Raw genomic sequence first — 15,003 nt, forward strand, 5'->3', positions numbered from 1 at the left:
TGCTAGCCCACCCGTCGCTCGACGCTGACGGCCCTGAGTCGTTGCGGCTGGAGCATCCGCTCCTGGTCGGCCATCACCGAGCGGACGTTCTCGGCCACCGCCGGGCTCACCCTCGCGAGCTCGGCATACGCCTCCCGCACGCGCTCGAGCTGCTGTCGCGCCACCTCGGCGAGGGGGTCGAACCGCTTGAGCGGGTCCCCGGGGTCCGGCGGGCCGATCCGCTCCCGCGGCACGGGGTGGGTGATGCGGTACCAGAAGTCCATGAACCGGTCCCAGTCGGATCCCCAGCCACTGGTCCGGGCCTGCACCGAGTAGGCGCTCGTGGCGAAGACCTCCCCGGTCCCGTCGGCCGCAGACGCCCGGGCGACCACGGGGACGTCGATGTCGCCGTCCGCGGGGTGGTTGGTGATGGTGAGGACCCGCGTGGTCGGGTGCAGGGTCGTCTCGAGCGTCACGACCCGCCCGTCCGGCAGTGTGACCGGGATCGACGAGCTCGGACCGAAGACCTGGGTGCCGCCGACGAACCAGCTCACCACCACACTGGACTCCGCGTCGATCGGTGAGGTCCCGCCGATGCCGACCGTGACCGGCGTGTAGGTCGTCACGCGCACGGTCTCGCGGGTCTCCCACGTGAAGTCGCCGGCCCACTCCCAACCGGGGTGCGGGCGGCGTTCGGTCGAGATGACGGCGGTGGTGTCGGCGCTCGCCGTGCGGACGGTCAGCGACGGGGCGCTGTGCCGCCGCACGCGCACGCGCACGAAGCCGGGCCGCGTGGTCTGGCCGAACTCCTGCGTGACACCCACGTGCACCTGCCCGAGCGGGGTGTCGACTGCGACGTCGGTGTCGGGAGTGGGGAACACGATGCGGCCCGCGTACCAGACGACAGGCCCGGGCGTCACTCCCGGCTGGTCGACGATCGTGTGGACGATGACGCCGCACCGGTCCCGCGCACCGGGCTCGTTGGTGTCGGCCAGTCCCTCGTCCCAGCGGGAGTAGGCGTTGTGGTCGAAGGGTTGGCGGTACTCGACGTAGACCCGTCCGTGCCCGGCGGCGTCCTCGCCCGTCGGGTGGAACACGACGAGCTCGGGCTTGCCGTCGGTCGCCGTCCCCACCGGGTAGAGCGTGGTCGTGACGTCCTGCGACTCGTTGACGTGGACGACGCGGCCCTTGTCCTCGAGCGCGGCCGGCTTCTGGTGGTGGAGCAGGGCGCGCGCGATGTGCGGCGGGGCCGCGCCCCACGACGGGTGGGCGGTCGGCACGTCGGCCGCCGGTCGCGTCGTCGTCGGGTCGGAGGCGCCGAAGGTGGCGGAGGACATCAGGTCGTACGGGTCGCCGTACACCGGGAAGTAGTCGGGCTGGTTGTTGTCGATCCAGTCCGCTCCGGTGGTGAAGATGCCGTAGCTGTGGTCCAGGCCGAGGACGTGGCCCACCTCGTGGCAGAAGAAGGTGAAGTCGGCGGTCGCCGGCAGGAACGCCGAGGAGCCGTAGGCGCCGGCGTCGTACCCGGTGCCGGGAAAGGCGAAGACCACGGTGCCGTCGTACGGGCTGAGGTCGACCCCCGCACCGGCCGCGGCGTTGCGCGCCGCCTCGATCCCGACGTCCCGGCTGCTGGGTGCCATCGGCAGGGTGACGTCGTAGGACCCGAAGAAGTCGAGCCTGGCGAACTGGAAGTAGTCCTCGGCGCTCTCCCGGAAGTAGCGCGCGATCGAGCTGGGGCTGAACAGCACCAGGTCCATCACGTCGGCCAGGTTCGGCTGTGGTGTCGACGAGTCGTTGCGCACGACGATGACGGCAAGGCGACGCTGCTCGGACATGGTCGCTCCTCTCAGGTGGTCCCTGGTGGGGAAGAGGAGCGACCGGTCGCCGGTGATACACCGCCGGTCAGGGCACCTTCCTGTCCAGGTCGTCCCCGGCGATGACCGTCGTCATGAACTTGTAGCCGTGGTTGGCCATGAACCGTGGGTCGCCCTCGAGCAGCTTCATGAACTTCTTGTGCTCGTCGTCGTTCTGGCCGACCAGGCACCCGGCGCTGAGCCTGCCGATGTTCGAGGGGGACTGGTTGTGACCGGAGTGCTGGTTGATGCCGGCACCACTGCCGACGATGAACTCCTTGTCCCCGGGCCGGATGCCGTCCTTGTTCTTGTCGCGGAAGATGTGGACCTTGGCGGACTGGACGAGTGCCTTGTGCCTTCGCGGAGGCTGGGCCTCCGGGTGGTGGAGGCCGATGGTCCAGGACTTGTACTGGCCGAAGGCGATCCGGGCGGCACCGTCGGGGTTGATCGGGGTGTCGGTGAAGAACTTGCCCGGTTCGGTGGTGCACAGGACGTTGAGGTCCATGACCGGTTTGCCGGTCTTGTCGAAGTGGAACACCGTCCGGCGGTCGTTGAAGACGTTGAAGGTGTCGGCGTTGTGCCGCCCGCTCTTGTCGGCCCCCTCGACGTAGACGATGTTCAGGAAGCCGGGGAGCCGCGCGACGAAGAACGGCTTGGGCTGAGCCTGCATGTAGCGGACCATCCGGCTGGCGAAGTCGTTGCCGAGTCGTAGCGGCAGGATCACGTCGGCCTTGTCGGTCAGCAGCCCCTTGGCGATCTGCGGGGTCAGGTGCTCCTTGAAGGCGAAGCCCCGCAGCTTGGCGTAGCGCGCCAGGGTGAGCTTGCTGGCGGACCCGAACTGGCCGTCGGCGGGCGGGTCGAGGCAGCCCAGGGCGGCGAGCCGGGCCTGGACCTCCTTGGCGAGGGCGGCGTTCTGGCCGAGCTTGCTGACCGGGACGGACGCAGAACCGGCGGCGATGGTGGACAGGGTCATGGCTTCGCTCCCCTGGGCGAAGGGATGGGACGGTCGGGAGCCGCCCGGTCCCTGGGCGTGCTCCCCTGGGGCGCTGAGGCCCGGGTCACCCTGCGTCGCACCTGTCCCTCACCAACCGGGACCCACCAAGGCTAACGACGGCGAACCATGGACACCCCAGTCAAATGACGCAGTTCCCCTGCCGCCCGTGGTGGTGTCGGTGGGGCTGGCTACGCTCAGGGCGTGGCTCGCGCAACTGGCATCGGATCCCTTCCCGGCACCGATGTCAGCGAGGCCCTCCGGGGGGTGCGCGAGATCCTCGGCGACGGCCACCTGCCCTACCTTCCAGAGCTGCCCGCGCGGGGTCCTGGCGCCGACATGATCGGGCGCGCCGCGGCCCTCCTGGTCGACCTGCACGTCGACCTCCAGCCGGGTGGCTGGCGGTTCGTCGACCGGCCCGGGCGTGACTCGTCGCGCGCGGCCGCGCTGTGGCACCAGGACCTCGACGAGCTGGCCGAGGTCTTCGACGGCTACGTCGGCGACCTCAAGGTCCAGGTCACCGGGCCGTGGACCCTCGCCGCCGGGATCGAGCTCAACCGTGGCGAGAAGTCCCTGGCCGACCAAGGCGCGCTGCGTGACCTGGTCGGCTCGCTGGCCGAAGGGGTGCGCCAGCACGTCGCCGAGGTGCAGCGGCTCGTCCCGGGCGCGACGGTGGTCCTCCAGGTCGACGAGCCGTCGCTGCCCGCGGTCCTCGCCGGCCGGCTCCCGACCGTGTCCGGCTACGGCCACCTGCGTGCCGTCGACCCCCAGACCGCGATGACCGGCCTGCGCGACGTCCTCGCCGCGGTGCCCGAGGGCACGGCGACAGTCGTGCACTGCTGCGACCCCGGCATACCGCTGCCGCTGTTGCGCGCCACCGGCGTCGGCGCCGTCGCGCTCGACGTCACCGCCCTCTCACCCGCGCGGTGGGAGTCCATCGCCGCCACGGTCGAGGACGGCGTGGCCCTGTATGCCGGGTGCCTCCCGACCGATGCCAGCGGCACTGTCCGCGGGGCGTCCGACCTCGTCACACGCGGCTGGACCGACGCAGGCATGTCACCCAAGGGCCTCGGGGCCCTGACCGCCACCCCCGCCTGTGGGCTCGCCGGACTCACACCGGACGGGGCCTGGCGCGTTCAACGCGCAGCGGTCGACGTGGCCGCGGAATGGTCCGAACGAGCCGAGAGTTGACCCGCCCATGAGCGCCAGTGTTGCCGCGAGCCCATCCGACGCCACCGTCGTCCCCCCTGCCGGGACGTCGACGACGCGGGTGCCCTGGCAGGCCAAGTACCTCCTGCTCGCCCTGATCTGGGGCTCCAGCTTCCTGCTCATGAAGGTGGGGCTGCGGACCATGGCCCCGCTGCAGATCTCCGGGCTGCGGATCTTCGCCGGCACCGCGACCCTGCTCGCCCTGCTGGCCCTCACCGGTGGTCGGCTGCCCCGGGAGCGCCGGGTCTGGGGCCACCTCGCGGTGTCCGGCGTCTTCCTCACGGCGCTGCCGTTCAGCCTCTTCGCCGCGGGCGAGGTCCGCGTCTCCTCGGCGCTGGCCGGGATCGGCAACGCGACGACGCCTCTTGCTGCCGTCTTCTTCGCCCTGATCTTCCTGCCGAGCGATCGGCTCTCCCCGCGCAAGCTGGCCGCCGTCGTCATCGGCTTCCTCGGCGTCGTCGTGATCATGCAGCCGTGGGAGTCGATGGGCCGTCCCGACCTGCTCGGCTTCGGGATGACCCTCGTCGCCGGCGCGTGCTACGGCCTCGGCTGGACCTACAACCGCCGCTTCCTCGGGGGCGCAGACCTCGGCGGGCTCTCGATGCCCACCGCCCTGCTGCTCGTCGGGTCGGCCCTGATGGTGCCCGTGCTCCTCGTGTGGTGGCTGGTGTCGCGCGACACCTACGCCGCTCCGTGGTCCGGCCACGTCGACGTCGGGGGCGGGGGAGTGCTGCTGCCCCTGCTGTGCGTGGTGGCCCTGGGGGTCGTCGGCACCGGCCTGGCCTACATGCTCCAGTTCGACGTCGTCCGGGGGGCAGGGGCCACCGTCAGCACGACGGTCACCTACCTCATCCCGGTGGTCTCGGTGCTGCTCGGCGTCGTCGTCCTCGACGAGCACCTGGCCTGGCCGCAGCTGCTCGGCGCCGCGATCGTGCTGGTCTCGGCCGTCACCATCGGCCTGCCGGCCAAGCGCCGCTGAGCCGTCAGGCGTCGGCCGGCTTGTGCACCTCGCGGCGCAGGATCTTGCCGGTCGGTCCCTTCGGGAGCTCGTCCACCTGCCACAGGTGGCGCGGGTACTTGTAGGCCGCGATCTTCTCCTTGACGAACGCCTGCACCTCGTCCAGCGTCGCCGTGGCGCCCGGGCGCAGGGCGACCGCGGCGCCGATGTCCTCGCCCAGCAGGTCGTCCGGCACCGCGACCACGGCGGCCTCGAGCACGTCGGGGTGGGTGTAGAGCACCTCCTCGACCTCCCGCGGGTACACGTTCATGCCACCGCGCAGGATCATGTCCTTCTTGCGGTCGACGATCGTGAAGTAGCCCTCGTCGTCGACGGTGGCGAGGTCGCCGGTGCGGAACCAGCCGTCGGGGATCGCCTCGGCGGTCGCCTCGGGGTTCTGCCAGTAGCCCTTCATGACGTTGTCGCCGCGGATCGCGATCTCCCCGACGCCGTCGCCGGGCGGCACGTCGTTGCCGTCGAGGTCGACGAGCTTCATCTCGCAGCCGGGGATGGCGACTCCGATGGTGCCGGGCTTGCGCTCCATGGTCGGCATGTTGAACGACGCGACCGGTGAGGTCTCGGACAGCCCGTAGCCCTCCAGGATCATGCAGCCGAACTTCGACTCGAAGGCCTTCATGACCTCCAACGGCATCGCCGAGCCACCCGAGCAGCAGGTACGCAGCGAGGTCGCGTCGAGGGCGTCGGAGTCGGGGTGGTTGAGGATCGCGGCATACATCGTCGGCACGCCCATGAAGATGGTGACCTTCTCGTTGCCGATCACCTTGATCGCCTCGGCCGGGTCGAACCGGGGGATCAGGGCCAGCGCCGCGCCGGCGATGACGGCGGCGTTGAGCCCCACCACCAGGCCGAAGACGTGGAACAGCGGAAGGCAGCCCATCACGACGTCGTCCGGGGTGGTGCCCTGGATCTCGACCGCGCTGCGGTGGGCGTTGAGGTGGACGTTCCGGTGGGTGAGCTCGGCGCCCTTGGGGCGGCCGGTGGTGCCCGAGGTGTAGAGCACGATGGCGGTGTCCTCGTCGTCCCGCTCGACCGGCTCGGTGATCGGGTCCCCGTCCTCGAGGGCGCCCTCGACGGGACCCATCGGCCCGCAGGTGATGATGCGGGTGCCCGAGTTCGTGGCCCCCTCGGTCGCCTCGGCGACGAAGTCAGGCCAGACGAACGCGACCTTGGCGCCGGAGTTGGTGAAGAAGAAGTCGATCTCACCGGCCTTGAGCAGCGGGTTCATCGGCACGACGATCGCGCCGGCGAGCAGGGAGCCGAAGAAGACCACGGGGAAGGCCGGCACGTTCGGGAGGATGATCGCCACCCGGTCGCCGGGCTCGATGCCAGCCGCCTTGAGGGACCCAGCCACCTTCGCCGCCATGCCGTGGATCTGGGCGTAGCTGATGTCGTTGCCCATGAACTTGATGGCGGCCTGGTCGGGCCGCTCCCGGGCGGTGGTGACCAGGTTGGTGGCGAGATTGGTCATGACGCAGGCTCCTCGACGCTGGGGGTCCGGTTCCCAGCCATCCTCTCCGGTGCGCGGGCGGTTTGGCTACGGGTTCGGGTATGCCGCCTGCCACCGTCCCAAGGCCCGGCCTCCGGGCGCGCGGGGGCGCGGCGTCAGGGGTGTGCGGCAGGATGGGCGCCGTGAGTGAGAACGACTCGACGACCGCGTCCGCGACCACCGCCGGCGACACCTCCGGCCCCACCCCGACCCCTGCCCCCGACGCCGCCCGGCACGAGTGGGCCGACCTGGCCGAGCAGGCGACGGCGGCCCAGTTCGCCTACCACGTGAAGGATGCGCCGACGATCAGCGACGGCGACTACGACCTGCTGATCCGACGGCTCAACGCGCTGGAGGAGGAGTTCCCCGAGCTGCGCACGCCGGAGAGCCCGACCCAGCAGGTGGGCGGAGCGGTGTTCTCCACGGACTTCACCGCGGTGGACCACCTCGAGCGGATGCTGTCGCTCGACAACTGCTTCTCCCCCGAGGAGCTCGCCGCGTGGGCGGCGCGGGTCGCCCGCGACGCAGGCTCGACCGGCTACCACTACCTGTGCGAGCTCAAGATCGACGGGCTCGCGGTCAACCTCCTCTACGAGAACGGGCGGTTGGTGCGGGCGCTGACCCGGGGCGACGGCCGCACGGGGGAGGACGTCACCAACAACGTCAAGACCATCGAGGGCATCCCGCACCAGCTGGCCGGGTCCGACCACCCGGCGCGCGTCGAGATCCGGGGCGAGGTCTACTTCCCGGTCGAGGCGTTCGGCGACCTCAACGCCAGCCTGGTCGAGGCCGGCAAGGCTCCCTACGCGAACCCCCGCAACACCGCCGCGGGGTCGTTGCGGCAGAAGGACCCCCGCGTCACCGCCAGTCGTGGCCTCCGGATGCTGGTGCACGGCATCGGGCTGCGCGAGGGCTTCGAGCTGACCAGGCAGTCCGAGGCCTACGACCTGTTCCGCGAGTGGGGGCTGCCGATCTCGACCCACTACCGGGTGCTCGACTCGATCGAGGAGGTGCAGAAGTTCATCGACCAGTACGGCGAGGAGCGGCACAGCGTCGAGCACGAGCTCGACGGCATCGTCATCAAGGTCGATGAGATCTCGATCCAACGCCGGCTCGGCTCGACCTCGCGGGCGCCGCGCTGGGCGATCGCCTTCAAGTACCCGCCCGAGGAGGTCAACACCAAGCTCCTCGACATCCTCGTCAACGTCGGGCGCACCGGCCGGGTGACCCCGTTCGGGGTGATGGAGCCGGTCGTTGTCGCGGGGTCGACGGTCGAGCGGGCGACCCTCCACAACGCCGACGAGGTGCACCGCAAGGGGGTCCTGATCGGCGACACGGTGGTGCTGCGCAAGGCCGGCGACGTCATCCCCGAGATCCTCGGCCCGGTGGTCGACCTGCGCGACGGCAGCGAGCGCGCGTTCGTCATGCCGACCGAGTGCCCCTCGTGCGGCACGCCGTTGGCGCCCGAGAAGGAGGGCGACAAGGACATCCGCTGCCCCAACTCCCGGACCTGCCCGTCCCAGCTGCGGGAGCGCCTGGCCGGGCTGGCCGGGCGGGGTGCGTTCGACATCGAGGCGCTGGGCTGGGAGGGCGCCGGCGCCCTGCTCGACTCCGGGGTGCTGGAGGACGAGAGCGGGTTGTTCGGGCTGGCCGGCGAGGCGGGGCGCGCCCGGCTCGCGACGGTGCCGCTGTTCACCCGGGCGGCCAAGAAGACCGACCCGGAGGAGGCCGTGGTCGACGGCAAGGTGTTGTCCGCCAACGGGATCCGCCTCTCCGAGAACCTCGAGCAGGCCAAGCAGCAGCCGCTCTGGAGGGTCCTGGTCGCCCTGTCGATCCGCCACGTCGGGCCCACCGCAGCACGGGCCCTGGCCCAGCACTTCGCCAGCATGGACGCCCTGCGGGAGGCCGCCAAGGAGCGCCCCGAGGAGCTGGCGGGGGTCGAGGGGGTCGGCGGGGTGATCGCCGAGGCGGTGGCCGCCTGGTTCGCGGTGGACTGGCACGACGAGATCGTCAGGCAGTGGCAGGCCGACGGGGTGGTGATGGCCGACGAGCGCGACGAGTCCGTGGAGCAGACCCTGGCGGGGATGACGGTGGTGGTCACCGGATCGCTCGAGGGGTTCTCCCGCGACTCGGCCAAGGAGGCGATCCTGTCGCGTGGCGGCAAGGCGTCCGGCTCGGTGTCGAAGAAGACCGACTACGTCGTGGTCGGGGAGAACGCCGGCACCAAGGAGGACAAGGCGCGGGAGCTGGGGCGCCCGATCCTCGACGAGGCCGGTTTCCGCCGACTCCTCGAGACGGGCCAGCCGTGATCGACCGGCCCCGGCGCCATCCCGGGCACAGGGTGAGCTAGCACCGTGATCGACAAGGACACCTACCTGCGGTTCTGCGACGAGGCGCTCGTGGCGATGCGCGACATCGTCGTCGACCTCGGCGACGACCTGGCCAACCGGCGCCCCGACCTGCCCGGCGCCAACAGCCCGTTCGCGATCCTGACCCACTGCCTCGGGATGTGCGCCGCGTGGGCGTCCACGACCAACCTCGGCGTGGTCGTCCCGCGCGACCGCCCGGGCGAGTTCACCGCCACGGGTGCGGTCGGTGACCTCGCGGCCGAGACCGACCGCCTTCGGCGGAGCCTGTCCGAGTGGGTCGGGGCCAGCGACGTCCTCGCGCCCCCGGCCAACCCGGACCCTCGCGACGAGTACGCCACGCAGGGAGAGGTGCTGCTGCACGTCTACGAGGAGCTGGCCCAGCACCGCGGCCAGCTCGAGCTGACCCGCGACGTCCTGCGCCACGGCGTCGGCTAGGGGCCGGTGTAGCCACCACTCATGCTGACCCCACCGACCCAGCGACCACCGGCGCCGGAGTCCTTCTCCTTGAGGCAGCGTGCGCACCGGATGTAGCGCTCACCGTCCGTGGTGTGGGCCCACTCCCAGTGGTGGTGGAGGTTGGTCCGGCAGAGCAGCGGCTTGGTGGGTGCGGTCATGGCTTCCTCCAGGGGAGCGACCTGCGTGCCTCGGATGGCCGAGCGCAACGCCAGGGAATGGGTCAGGATCCCCGCCGCGTGGCGGGTCTGGTGCGGTCCGGGCACGGCCGCGAGCTCGGCGAGGAACTCCAGCCGGTACCGGTCACGCACCGTGCCCGCCGGAAGGGTGTGGGTCGCGAGGCGCACGAGGCGTGCGGGCCAGGGCAGGACGCGCGTCCACGTGGTCCCTGGCAGTGCAGCCCGGCGAGTCACGGCGTCCTCCCAGCCCAGTGCCTCAGTTGATGCTGCCGTAGTTGGCGATGACGTTGGAGGCCACCGACCGGTCGTCGCCGAGCCCCGTCCACTTCTCCTTCAGGCACTTGGCGCAGCGGATGTACTCCTCGCGGTCGCTGGTCTCGGCGAGCTCCCAGCGGTGGTGGAGGTTGGTCCGGCAGAGGAACGGCTTGGTAGCGGCCACGATGTCCCCCAAGGGTGAGTCGGTGGGGTGGGCCGTGGTGGCGCGGCGCAGGTGCGGGACCTGCAGGAGCACCTGCAGGGCGAACCGTCCGCGGTGGTCGACCAGGGCCAGGTCGGCCAGCAGCTCCTGGCGGTAGCGCTCGCGCAGCGGGCCGCGAGGGAGGGCCCGGGCGGCCAGCCGGACCAGCCGCGCCGGCCATCGGTGCGTGGTCGCGCCGGCCCCGTGCGCGCTGGCCACGTCAGTGTCCGCTCGGTGCGGGCCGGAGCGTGGCGGTGGCCCGGCGGTGTGACACCCGGGCGAGCGCCACGCGGGCGGAGTCGGCTCCCGCGGCGCTGAGGCGGTAGTAGCGCCGGGCGGGCCGCCCCTCGACGCGGGGGTCGATGTCCTCCCAGCTCGACTCGAGCCAGCCGAGACCCTCGAGCCGGGCCAGGATCGGGTGGATCGTCCCGCTGGGCAGGCCGGCCTCCGCACTCAGCTCGAGGCCGTAGCGGTCGCTCGACGGATCGGACAGGAGGACGCCCAGGACCAGCTGGGTCGCCAGCGTCATCCGCGGCTCACGAGTGGAAGTCATGGTCGTACTCTACCTAGCCCCCTAGGTAGAGTACAAGAGAGGTGAGCGGGCAGCTGGTGGCGCACACGCGGCACACCGGTTTGTGTGGGGCACCCACATTGAGGGGCGGAAGCCGCGGGGGTTGCATGACCGCATGCCACTGACAACGACGTCACGCCGCCGCACCGCCGCCCTCACCGCCACGCTCGCGCTCGCGCTCGGGGGCGCACTCGCCGCCGCCACGCCGGCCGCCGCGGACAAGCCGCACGGCGGCCACTGCGCGCGCCAGGCCAAGATCGCCGTGCCTGGCGCCGAGCTGCAGGAGGTGGCCTGCCTCGCCGACCTCACCACGGCCGGCACGGTCGCCAGTGGCCACACCAACCCGAACGACTGGGCCGGCCTGCACGCCGCCGGGACCACGAACCCCTCGGGCGTGCCGGGCATCCAGGTCGACGGGTACTTCCCCGACACCTCGACCACCAACGCCAACAACGGCTGGAAGCACGACAGCCAGTTCGTGATCAGGATCCCCGACGACTGGAACGGCGGGCTCGTCATCAGCGGGGCTCCCGGGGTGCGGGGGCAGTACGCCAACGACTTCATCATCGGCGACTGGGTGCTGGCCAAGGGCTACGCCTTCGCGTCGACCGACAAGGGCAACACCGGCGTCGCCTTCTACGACGACGGCTCGGCGCCGGGCGGGTCGATCGCCGAGTGGCACTCGCGGGTGACCCAGCTGACCATCGCCACGAAGCGGGTGGTCAAGCAGGTCTACGCCGCAGCGCCGCAACGCACCTACCTGTTCGGGATCTCCAACGGCGGCTACCTCGCCCGGTGGCAGCTGGAGAACCGCCCCGATCTCTACGACGGTGGGCTCGACTGGGAGGGCACGTTGTTCCGCGCCGACGGCCCGAACCTGCTGACCTACCTGCCGACCGCGATCAGGAACTACCCGGCGTATGCCGCGACGGGAGACCAGGCGGCGCACGACGCGATCATCGGAGCCGGCTTCGCAGCGGGCTCGGAGTTCCTCTGGCCGTTCCACGAGACGGTGTACTGGGACCTGACGCAGCGCATCTACCGCGAGGAGCTCGACCCCACCTTCGACGGCGCCCTCAAGGCCGGGATCCCGTTCTGCGCCAGCGGAACCCCGAGCTGCGACGCCGACTACGACTACGCCGCCCGCCCGGCCGCGGTGAAGCAGGCGGTGGCGTCCGTGCAGCTGACCGGGGCGATCGGGAAGCCGATGCTGACCGTGCAGGGGACCCTCGACACCCTCCTTCCCCCGGCGACCGACGCCGACGTCTACGACCGGCTGGTCGACGATGCGGGCTCCGGTGCGCTGCACCGCTACTACCGCGTCGAGGACGGCACCCACACCGACGGCTTGTATGCCGCGTACCCCGACCGGCTGCGCCCGCTCCTGCCGTGCGCGCGGGCGGCGTTCGACGACCTCACCGCCTGGGTGGAGGACGGCGTGCCGCCGCCGGCCGACGGACTGCGCCCCCGACCCGTAGTTGGCGACCTGGTCAACACCTGCGAGCTGTGAGGCGTGGGAGGGGGCCGTCCGTCAGCTGCGGCGGCCCGAGCCCTTCGTCTCGCGGACGGCGGCGCTCGCCTCGTCGATGATCGCGGCCATGGCGGCGCTGGCGGCCTTGCTGTCGCCCGAGCCGATGGCTTGCGCGACCTCGCCGTGCAGGCGGATGGCCGCGGGGTTGGGCGTGCGGGGCATCAGGTCGTGGTGGGTGCGCCCGGAGAGCACCTCGGCCACCACGCTCGAGAGGGCTGCGAGCATCTCGTTGCCCGAGGCCTCGAGCATGGTGCGGTGGAAGTCCTTGTCGGCCTCGAGGTAGGCGACCAGGTCGCCCGACTTCGCGTGCACGGTCATCTGCATGACGGCGGCCGCCATCGCCCCGCACTGGTCGGGGGTGGCGCGGTCGGCGGCCAGCTCGGCGGCCACGGGTTCGAAGCCGCGGCGCAGCTCCCCGAGGGAGACCAGCTGGTCCTCCCGGTCGGGCCCGTCGAGGCGCCAGCGGATCACCCGCGGGTCGAAGACGTTCCAGTGTGCCGAGGGGAGCACGCGCACGCCGAGTCGGCGCCGCGTCTCGACGAGTCCCATCGAGGACAGCACCCGCACGGCCTCGCGCACCACCGACCGCGAGACCCCGAACCGCTCGTCGAGCTGGTCGATCCGCACCACCGAGTCGACCGCCAGCGTGCCGGACACGATCTCCTGGCCCAGCCGGTCGAGGACGCCGGCGTGCAGGCCCACCTCGTGGCCGGCAGGGGAGGTGGGGGCGTCGCTCATGGGTCCAGCCTGCCAGACATGCTGCGAACACGTGGACGGTCATTTAAATATTATTTATTTGGCTCGAAGTCTTGATAAAGCCGTTCTGATGAGTCACTCTGGTCGACAGGTCCTCGATGACGAGCCCGAGCCGACACAGGAGTCAGCCCATGCCTGCAGCACCGGAACACCCCGCACCGCCCCTAGTCGTGATGATGGGGGTGTCCGGGTCAGGCAAGACGACCGTCGGCGCGGCCCTCGCCCAGCGCCTGCGCGTCCCCTTCGCGGACGCCGACGACTTCCACCCCGAGGCCAACATCGCCAAGATGTCGGCCGGCATCCCGCTCGACGACGACGACCGCGGGCCCTGGCTCGAGGCCATCGCCACCTGGCTGGCCGAGCACACCGCCACCGGCGGAGTCGCCAGCTGCTCCGCCCTCAAGCGTGCCTACCGTGACGTGCTCAGCGCGGCCGCTCCCCAGGCGGTCTACCTGCACCTGCACGGCGACCGCGACGTCCTCGCCGCCCGCGTCGCCGGCCGACCGGGTCATTTCATGCCCGCCGCCCTGATCGACTCGCAGTTCGCGACGCTCGAGGTGCTCCAGCCGGACGAGCTCGGCGCCACGCTCGACGTGGCCCAGCCGGTCGACACGCTCGTCGACGAGTCCCTCGCCATCCTCACCGCCCCCTCCGGCCTCACCCCACCGGCCGGCCACTCCCCCGAAAGGCGTGACCACGCATGACCAGCGACGTCCTCTCCCTGTTGCACCCCCTCCTGACCGCGGCCGACGCGGCCGAGGTCCCCGACATCCCGGCAGCCAGGCTGATCCCGGCGGCGCTGCTCGGCATCGCCGTGATCGTGGTGCTGATCACCCGGTTCAAGCTCCACCCGTTCCTCGGCCTGACCCTCGGCTCCTTGACGGTGGGGGCGGTGGCCGGTGTGGCGATGTCCGACACCATCGACAGCTTCACCAAGGGCTTCGGCTCGACCGCGGCCGGGGTCGGCACGCTGATCGCGCTCGGCGCGATGTTCGGCAAGCTGCTGGCCGACTCCGGTGGCGCCGACGAGATCGTCGACACCATCGTCGGGCGGTCCTCTCCCCGCACCCTGCCCTGGGCGATGGCCGGCGTCGGTGCGCTGATCGGCCTGCCGATGTTCTTCGAGATCGGCCTCGTCCTGCTGATGCCGGTGATCTTCCTGGTGGCCCGGCGCGCGCAGCTGTCGATCGTCAAGGTCGGCATCCCCGCGCTGGCCGGTCTCTCCGCGATGCACGGCCTGGTGCCGCCCCACCCCGGGCCGCTCGTGGCGATCGACGCGCTGAAGGCCAACCTCGGCATCACCCTGGCCTTCGGCGTGCTCATCGCCCTGCCGACCATCGCGATCGCCGGCCCGCTCTTCGCCCGGTTCGCCGGCCGCTGGGTCGACGTCCCCGCTCCCGAGTTCTTCGGCACCGGTGAGGAGCCGGAGGCGAGGCTCCAGCGCCCCACCTTCGCGGTCACGCTGTTCGCGGTCCTGACCCCCGTGGTCCTGATGATGGGCAAGGCGCTCGCCGACATCTTCGCCGAGGACGGCAACGCGGTCCGCACCGTGCTCGACTTCCTCGGCACGCCGATCATCGCGCTGCTCATCGCGGTCATCGTGGGCATGTTCACCCTCGGCCGTGGCGCCGGCATGGGCACCAAGGAGCTGGCCTCCTCGCTCGAGAAGTCGCTGCCGCCCATCGCCGGCATCCTGCTCATCGTCGCCGCCGGTGGCGGGTTCAAGCAGACCCTGGTCGACACCGGCATCGGTCAGCTGGTCGCCGACTGGGTGGAGGGCAGTGGCGTCAGCATCCTCCTGCTCGCGTGGGTCGTGGCCGTCCTGATCCGCCTCGCCACCGGCTCGGCCACCGTCGCGACGGTCACGGCGTCCGGCATCCTCGCGCCCCTCGCCGCCGGGATGAGCACCCCCGAGGTGTCGCTGCTGGTCCTCGCGATCGGCGCCGGCTCGGTGTTCTTCTCGCACGTCAACGACGCCGGCTTCTGGCTGGTCAAGGAGTACTTCGGCCTCTCGGTCGGCCAGACCATCAAGTCCTGGTCGCTGATGGAGACGCTGCTCTCCGTCTCCGGCCTGGTCTTCGTCCTCATCCTCGGCCTGGTCGTCTGACCCACGGCTCGTGGGAGGTGGGTGTGCCGCGTGGCCTGGGCCAC

The 15,003-nt window shown here is 71.3% G+C and carries 14 protein-coding genes; 7 read left to right on the forward strand and 7 right to left on the reverse strand.

What is annotated here, in order from left to right; genetic code table 11:
* Positions 1–2: 2 nt before the first annotated feature.
* Positions 3–1,814 carry a hypothetical protein gene (locus tag ASG95_RS06670; protein ID WP_057376956.1) on the reverse strand — a complete coding sequence of 604 codons (1,812 nt, stop codon included), beginning with the start codon at positions 1,812–1,814 and terminating at the stop codon, positions 3–5.
* Between the two features lie 67 nt (positions 1,815–1,881).
* Positions 1,882–2,805, reverse strand: a complete 924-nt coding sequence (locus ASG95_RS06675; protein ID WP_057376957.1) for a peptidoglycan-binding protein — start codon at positions 2,803–2,805, stop codon at positions 1,882–1,884.
* Positions 2,806–3,027: 222 nt separating this feature from the next.
* On the opposite strand from ASG95_RS06675, the gene ASG95_RS06680 reads away from it, so the two are divergent.
* Together ASG95_RS06680 and ASG95_RS06685 are read left to right on the forward strand one after the other, a co-directional pair.
* On the forward strand, positions 3,028–4,014 hold the full coding sequence (locus ASG95_RS06680; protein ID WP_057376958.1) for a methionine synthase: 987 nt from the start codon (positions 3,028–3,030) through the stop codon (positions 4,012–4,014).
* A 7-nt stretch (positions 4,015–4,021) separates the two neighbouring features.
* On the forward strand, positions 4,022–5,011 hold the full coding sequence (locus ASG95_RS06685) for a DMT family transporter (protein WP_057376959.1): 990 nt from the start codon (positions 4,022–4,024) through the stop codon (positions 5,009–5,011).
* 4 nt (positions 5,012–5,015) lie between these two features.
* Here the strand turns inward: ASG95_RS06685 and ASG95_RS06690 are convergent, their stop codons facing one another.
* Complete coding sequence (locus tag ASG95_RS06690; RefSeq protein WP_057376960.1) at positions 5,016–6,518, reverse strand: long-chain fatty acid--CoA ligase; 1,503 nt, start codon at positions 6,516–6,518, stop codon at positions 5,016–5,018.
* 152 nt (positions 6,519–6,670) lie between these two features.
* Between ASG95_RS06690 and ligA the strand changes: the two genes are divergently transcribed.
* Entirely contained in the window at positions 6,671–8,845 is a 2,175-nt protein-coding gene (ligA, locus tag ASG95_RS06695; RefSeq protein WP_057376961.1) for an NAD-dependent DNA ligase LigA, read from the forward strand.
* 45 nt (positions 8,846–8,890) lie between these two features.
* Complete coding sequence (locus ASG95_RS06700; RefSeq protein ID WP_057376962.1) at positions 8,891–9,340, forward strand: DUF664 domain-containing protein; 450 nt, start codon at positions 8,891–8,893, stop codon at positions 9,338–9,340.
* Here the strand turns inward: ASG95_RS06700 and ASG95_RS06705 are convergent.
* The 3 genes from ASG95_RS06705 to ASG95_RS06715 are packed head-to-tail and all read right to left on the reverse strand — an operon-like array spanning position 9,337 to position 10,547.
* The gene (locus tag ASG95_RS06705) at positions 9,337–9,771 is read right to left on the reverse strand and encodes a hypothetical protein (protein ID WP_157581773.1); all 435 of its coding nucleotides are present in this window, start codon (positions 9,769–9,771) and stop codon (positions 9,337–9,339) included. The genes ASG95_RS06700 and ASG95_RS06705 overlap by 4 nt on opposite strands.
* 22 nt (positions 9,772–9,793) lie before the next feature.
* Positions 9,794–10,213, reverse strand: coding sequence for a hypothetical protein (locus ASG95_RS21210; RefSeq protein ID WP_057376964.1), 420 nt, complete (start codon positions 10,211–10,213; stop codon positions 9,794–9,796).
* Position 10,214: 1 nt separating this feature from the next.
* The gene (locus ASG95_RS06715; protein ID WP_235543521.1) at positions 10,215–10,547 is read right to left on the reverse strand and encodes a PadR family transcriptional regulator; all 333 of its coding nucleotides are present in this window, start codon (positions 10,545–10,547) and stop codon (positions 10,215–10,217) included.
* Between the two features lie 133 nt (positions 10,548–10,680).
* Between ASG95_RS06715 and ASG95_RS06720 the strand changes: the two genes are divergently transcribed.
* Entirely contained in the window at positions 10,681–12,075 is a 1,395-nt protein-coding gene (locus ASG95_RS06720; RefSeq protein ID WP_057376966.1) for a tannase/feruloyl esterase family alpha/beta hydrolase, read from the forward strand.
* Positions 12,076–12,096: 21 nt separating this feature from the next.
* Here ASG95_RS06720 and ASG95_RS06725 read toward each other — a convergent pair whose 3' ends face one another.
* The gene (locus ASG95_RS06725) at positions 12,097–12,834 is read right to left on the reverse strand and encodes a FadR/GntR family transcriptional regulator (protein WP_057376967.1); all 738 of its coding nucleotides are present in this window, start codon (positions 12,832–12,834) and stop codon (positions 12,097–12,099) included.
* A 149-nt stretch (positions 12,835–12,983) separates the two neighbouring features.
* Between ASG95_RS06725 and ASG95_RS06730 the strand changes: the two genes are divergently transcribed.
* Both ASG95_RS06730 and ASG95_RS06735 read left to right on the forward strand, forming a co-directional pair.
* Positions 12,984–13,556, forward strand: a complete 573-nt coding sequence (locus ASG95_RS06730) for a gluconokinase (RefSeq protein ID WP_200961884.1) — start codon at positions 12,984–12,986, stop codon at positions 13,554–13,556.
* Entirely contained in the window at positions 13,553–14,959 is a 1,407-nt protein-coding gene (locus tag ASG95_RS06735; RefSeq protein WP_056923732.1) for a GntP family permease, read from the forward strand. Before ASG95_RS06730 ends, ASG95_RS06735 begins: the two co-directional genes overlap by 4 nt.
* Positions 14,960–15,003: the final 44 nt, after the last annotated feature.

It is taken from the genome of Phycicoccus sp. Soil803, from assembly GCF_001429685.1.
Classification (GTDB): Bacteria; Actinomycetota; Actinomycetes; order Actinomycetales; family Dermatophilaceae; genus Pedococcus.

What these genes read in the sequence shown, in the direction of transcription:
- ASG95_RS06715 (WP_235543521.1), bottom strand. Translation starts at nt 10,547, where the DNA reads ATGACTTCCACTCGTGAGCCGCGGATGACGCTGGCGACCCAGCTGGTC.
- ASG95_RS06720 (WP_057376966.1), top strand. Translation starts at nt 10,681, where the DNA reads ATGCCACTGACAACGACGTCACGCCGCCGCACCGCCGCCCTCACCGCC.
- ligA (WP_057376961.1), top strand. Translation starts at nt 6,671, where the DNA reads ATGGGCGCCGTGAGTGAGAACGACTCGACGACCGCGTCCGCGACCACC.
- ASG95_RS06730 (WP_200961884.1), top strand. Translation starts at nt 12,984, where the DNA reads ATGCCTGCAGCACCGGAACACCCCGCACCGCCCCTAGTCGTGATGATG.
- ASG95_RS06690 (WP_057376960.1), bottom strand. Translation starts at nt 6,518, where the DNA reads ATGACCAATCTCGCCACCAACCTGGTCACCACCGCCCGGGAGCGGCCC.
- ASG95_RS06735 (WP_056923732.1), top strand. Translation starts at nt 13,553, where the DNA reads ATGACCAGCGACGTCCTCTCCCTGTTGCACCCCCTCCTGACCGCGGCC.
- ASG95_RS06675 (WP_057376957.1), bottom strand. Translation starts at nt 2,805, where the DNA reads ATGACCCTGTCCACCATCGCCGCCGGTTCTGCGTCCGTCCCGGTCAGC.
- ASG95_RS06725 (WP_057376967.1), bottom strand. Translation starts at nt 12,834, where the DNA reads ATGAGCGACGCCCCCACCTCCCCTGCCGGCCACGAGGTGGGCCTGCAC.
- ASG95_RS06685 (WP_057376959.1), top strand. Translation starts at nt 4,022, where the DNA reads ATGAGCGCCAGTGTTGCCGCGAGCCCATCCGACGCCACCGTCGTCCCC.
- ASG95_RS06670 (WP_057376956.1), bottom strand. Translation starts at nt 1,814, where the DNA reads ATGTCCGAGCAGCGTCGCCTTGCCGTCATCGTCGTGCGCAACGACTCG.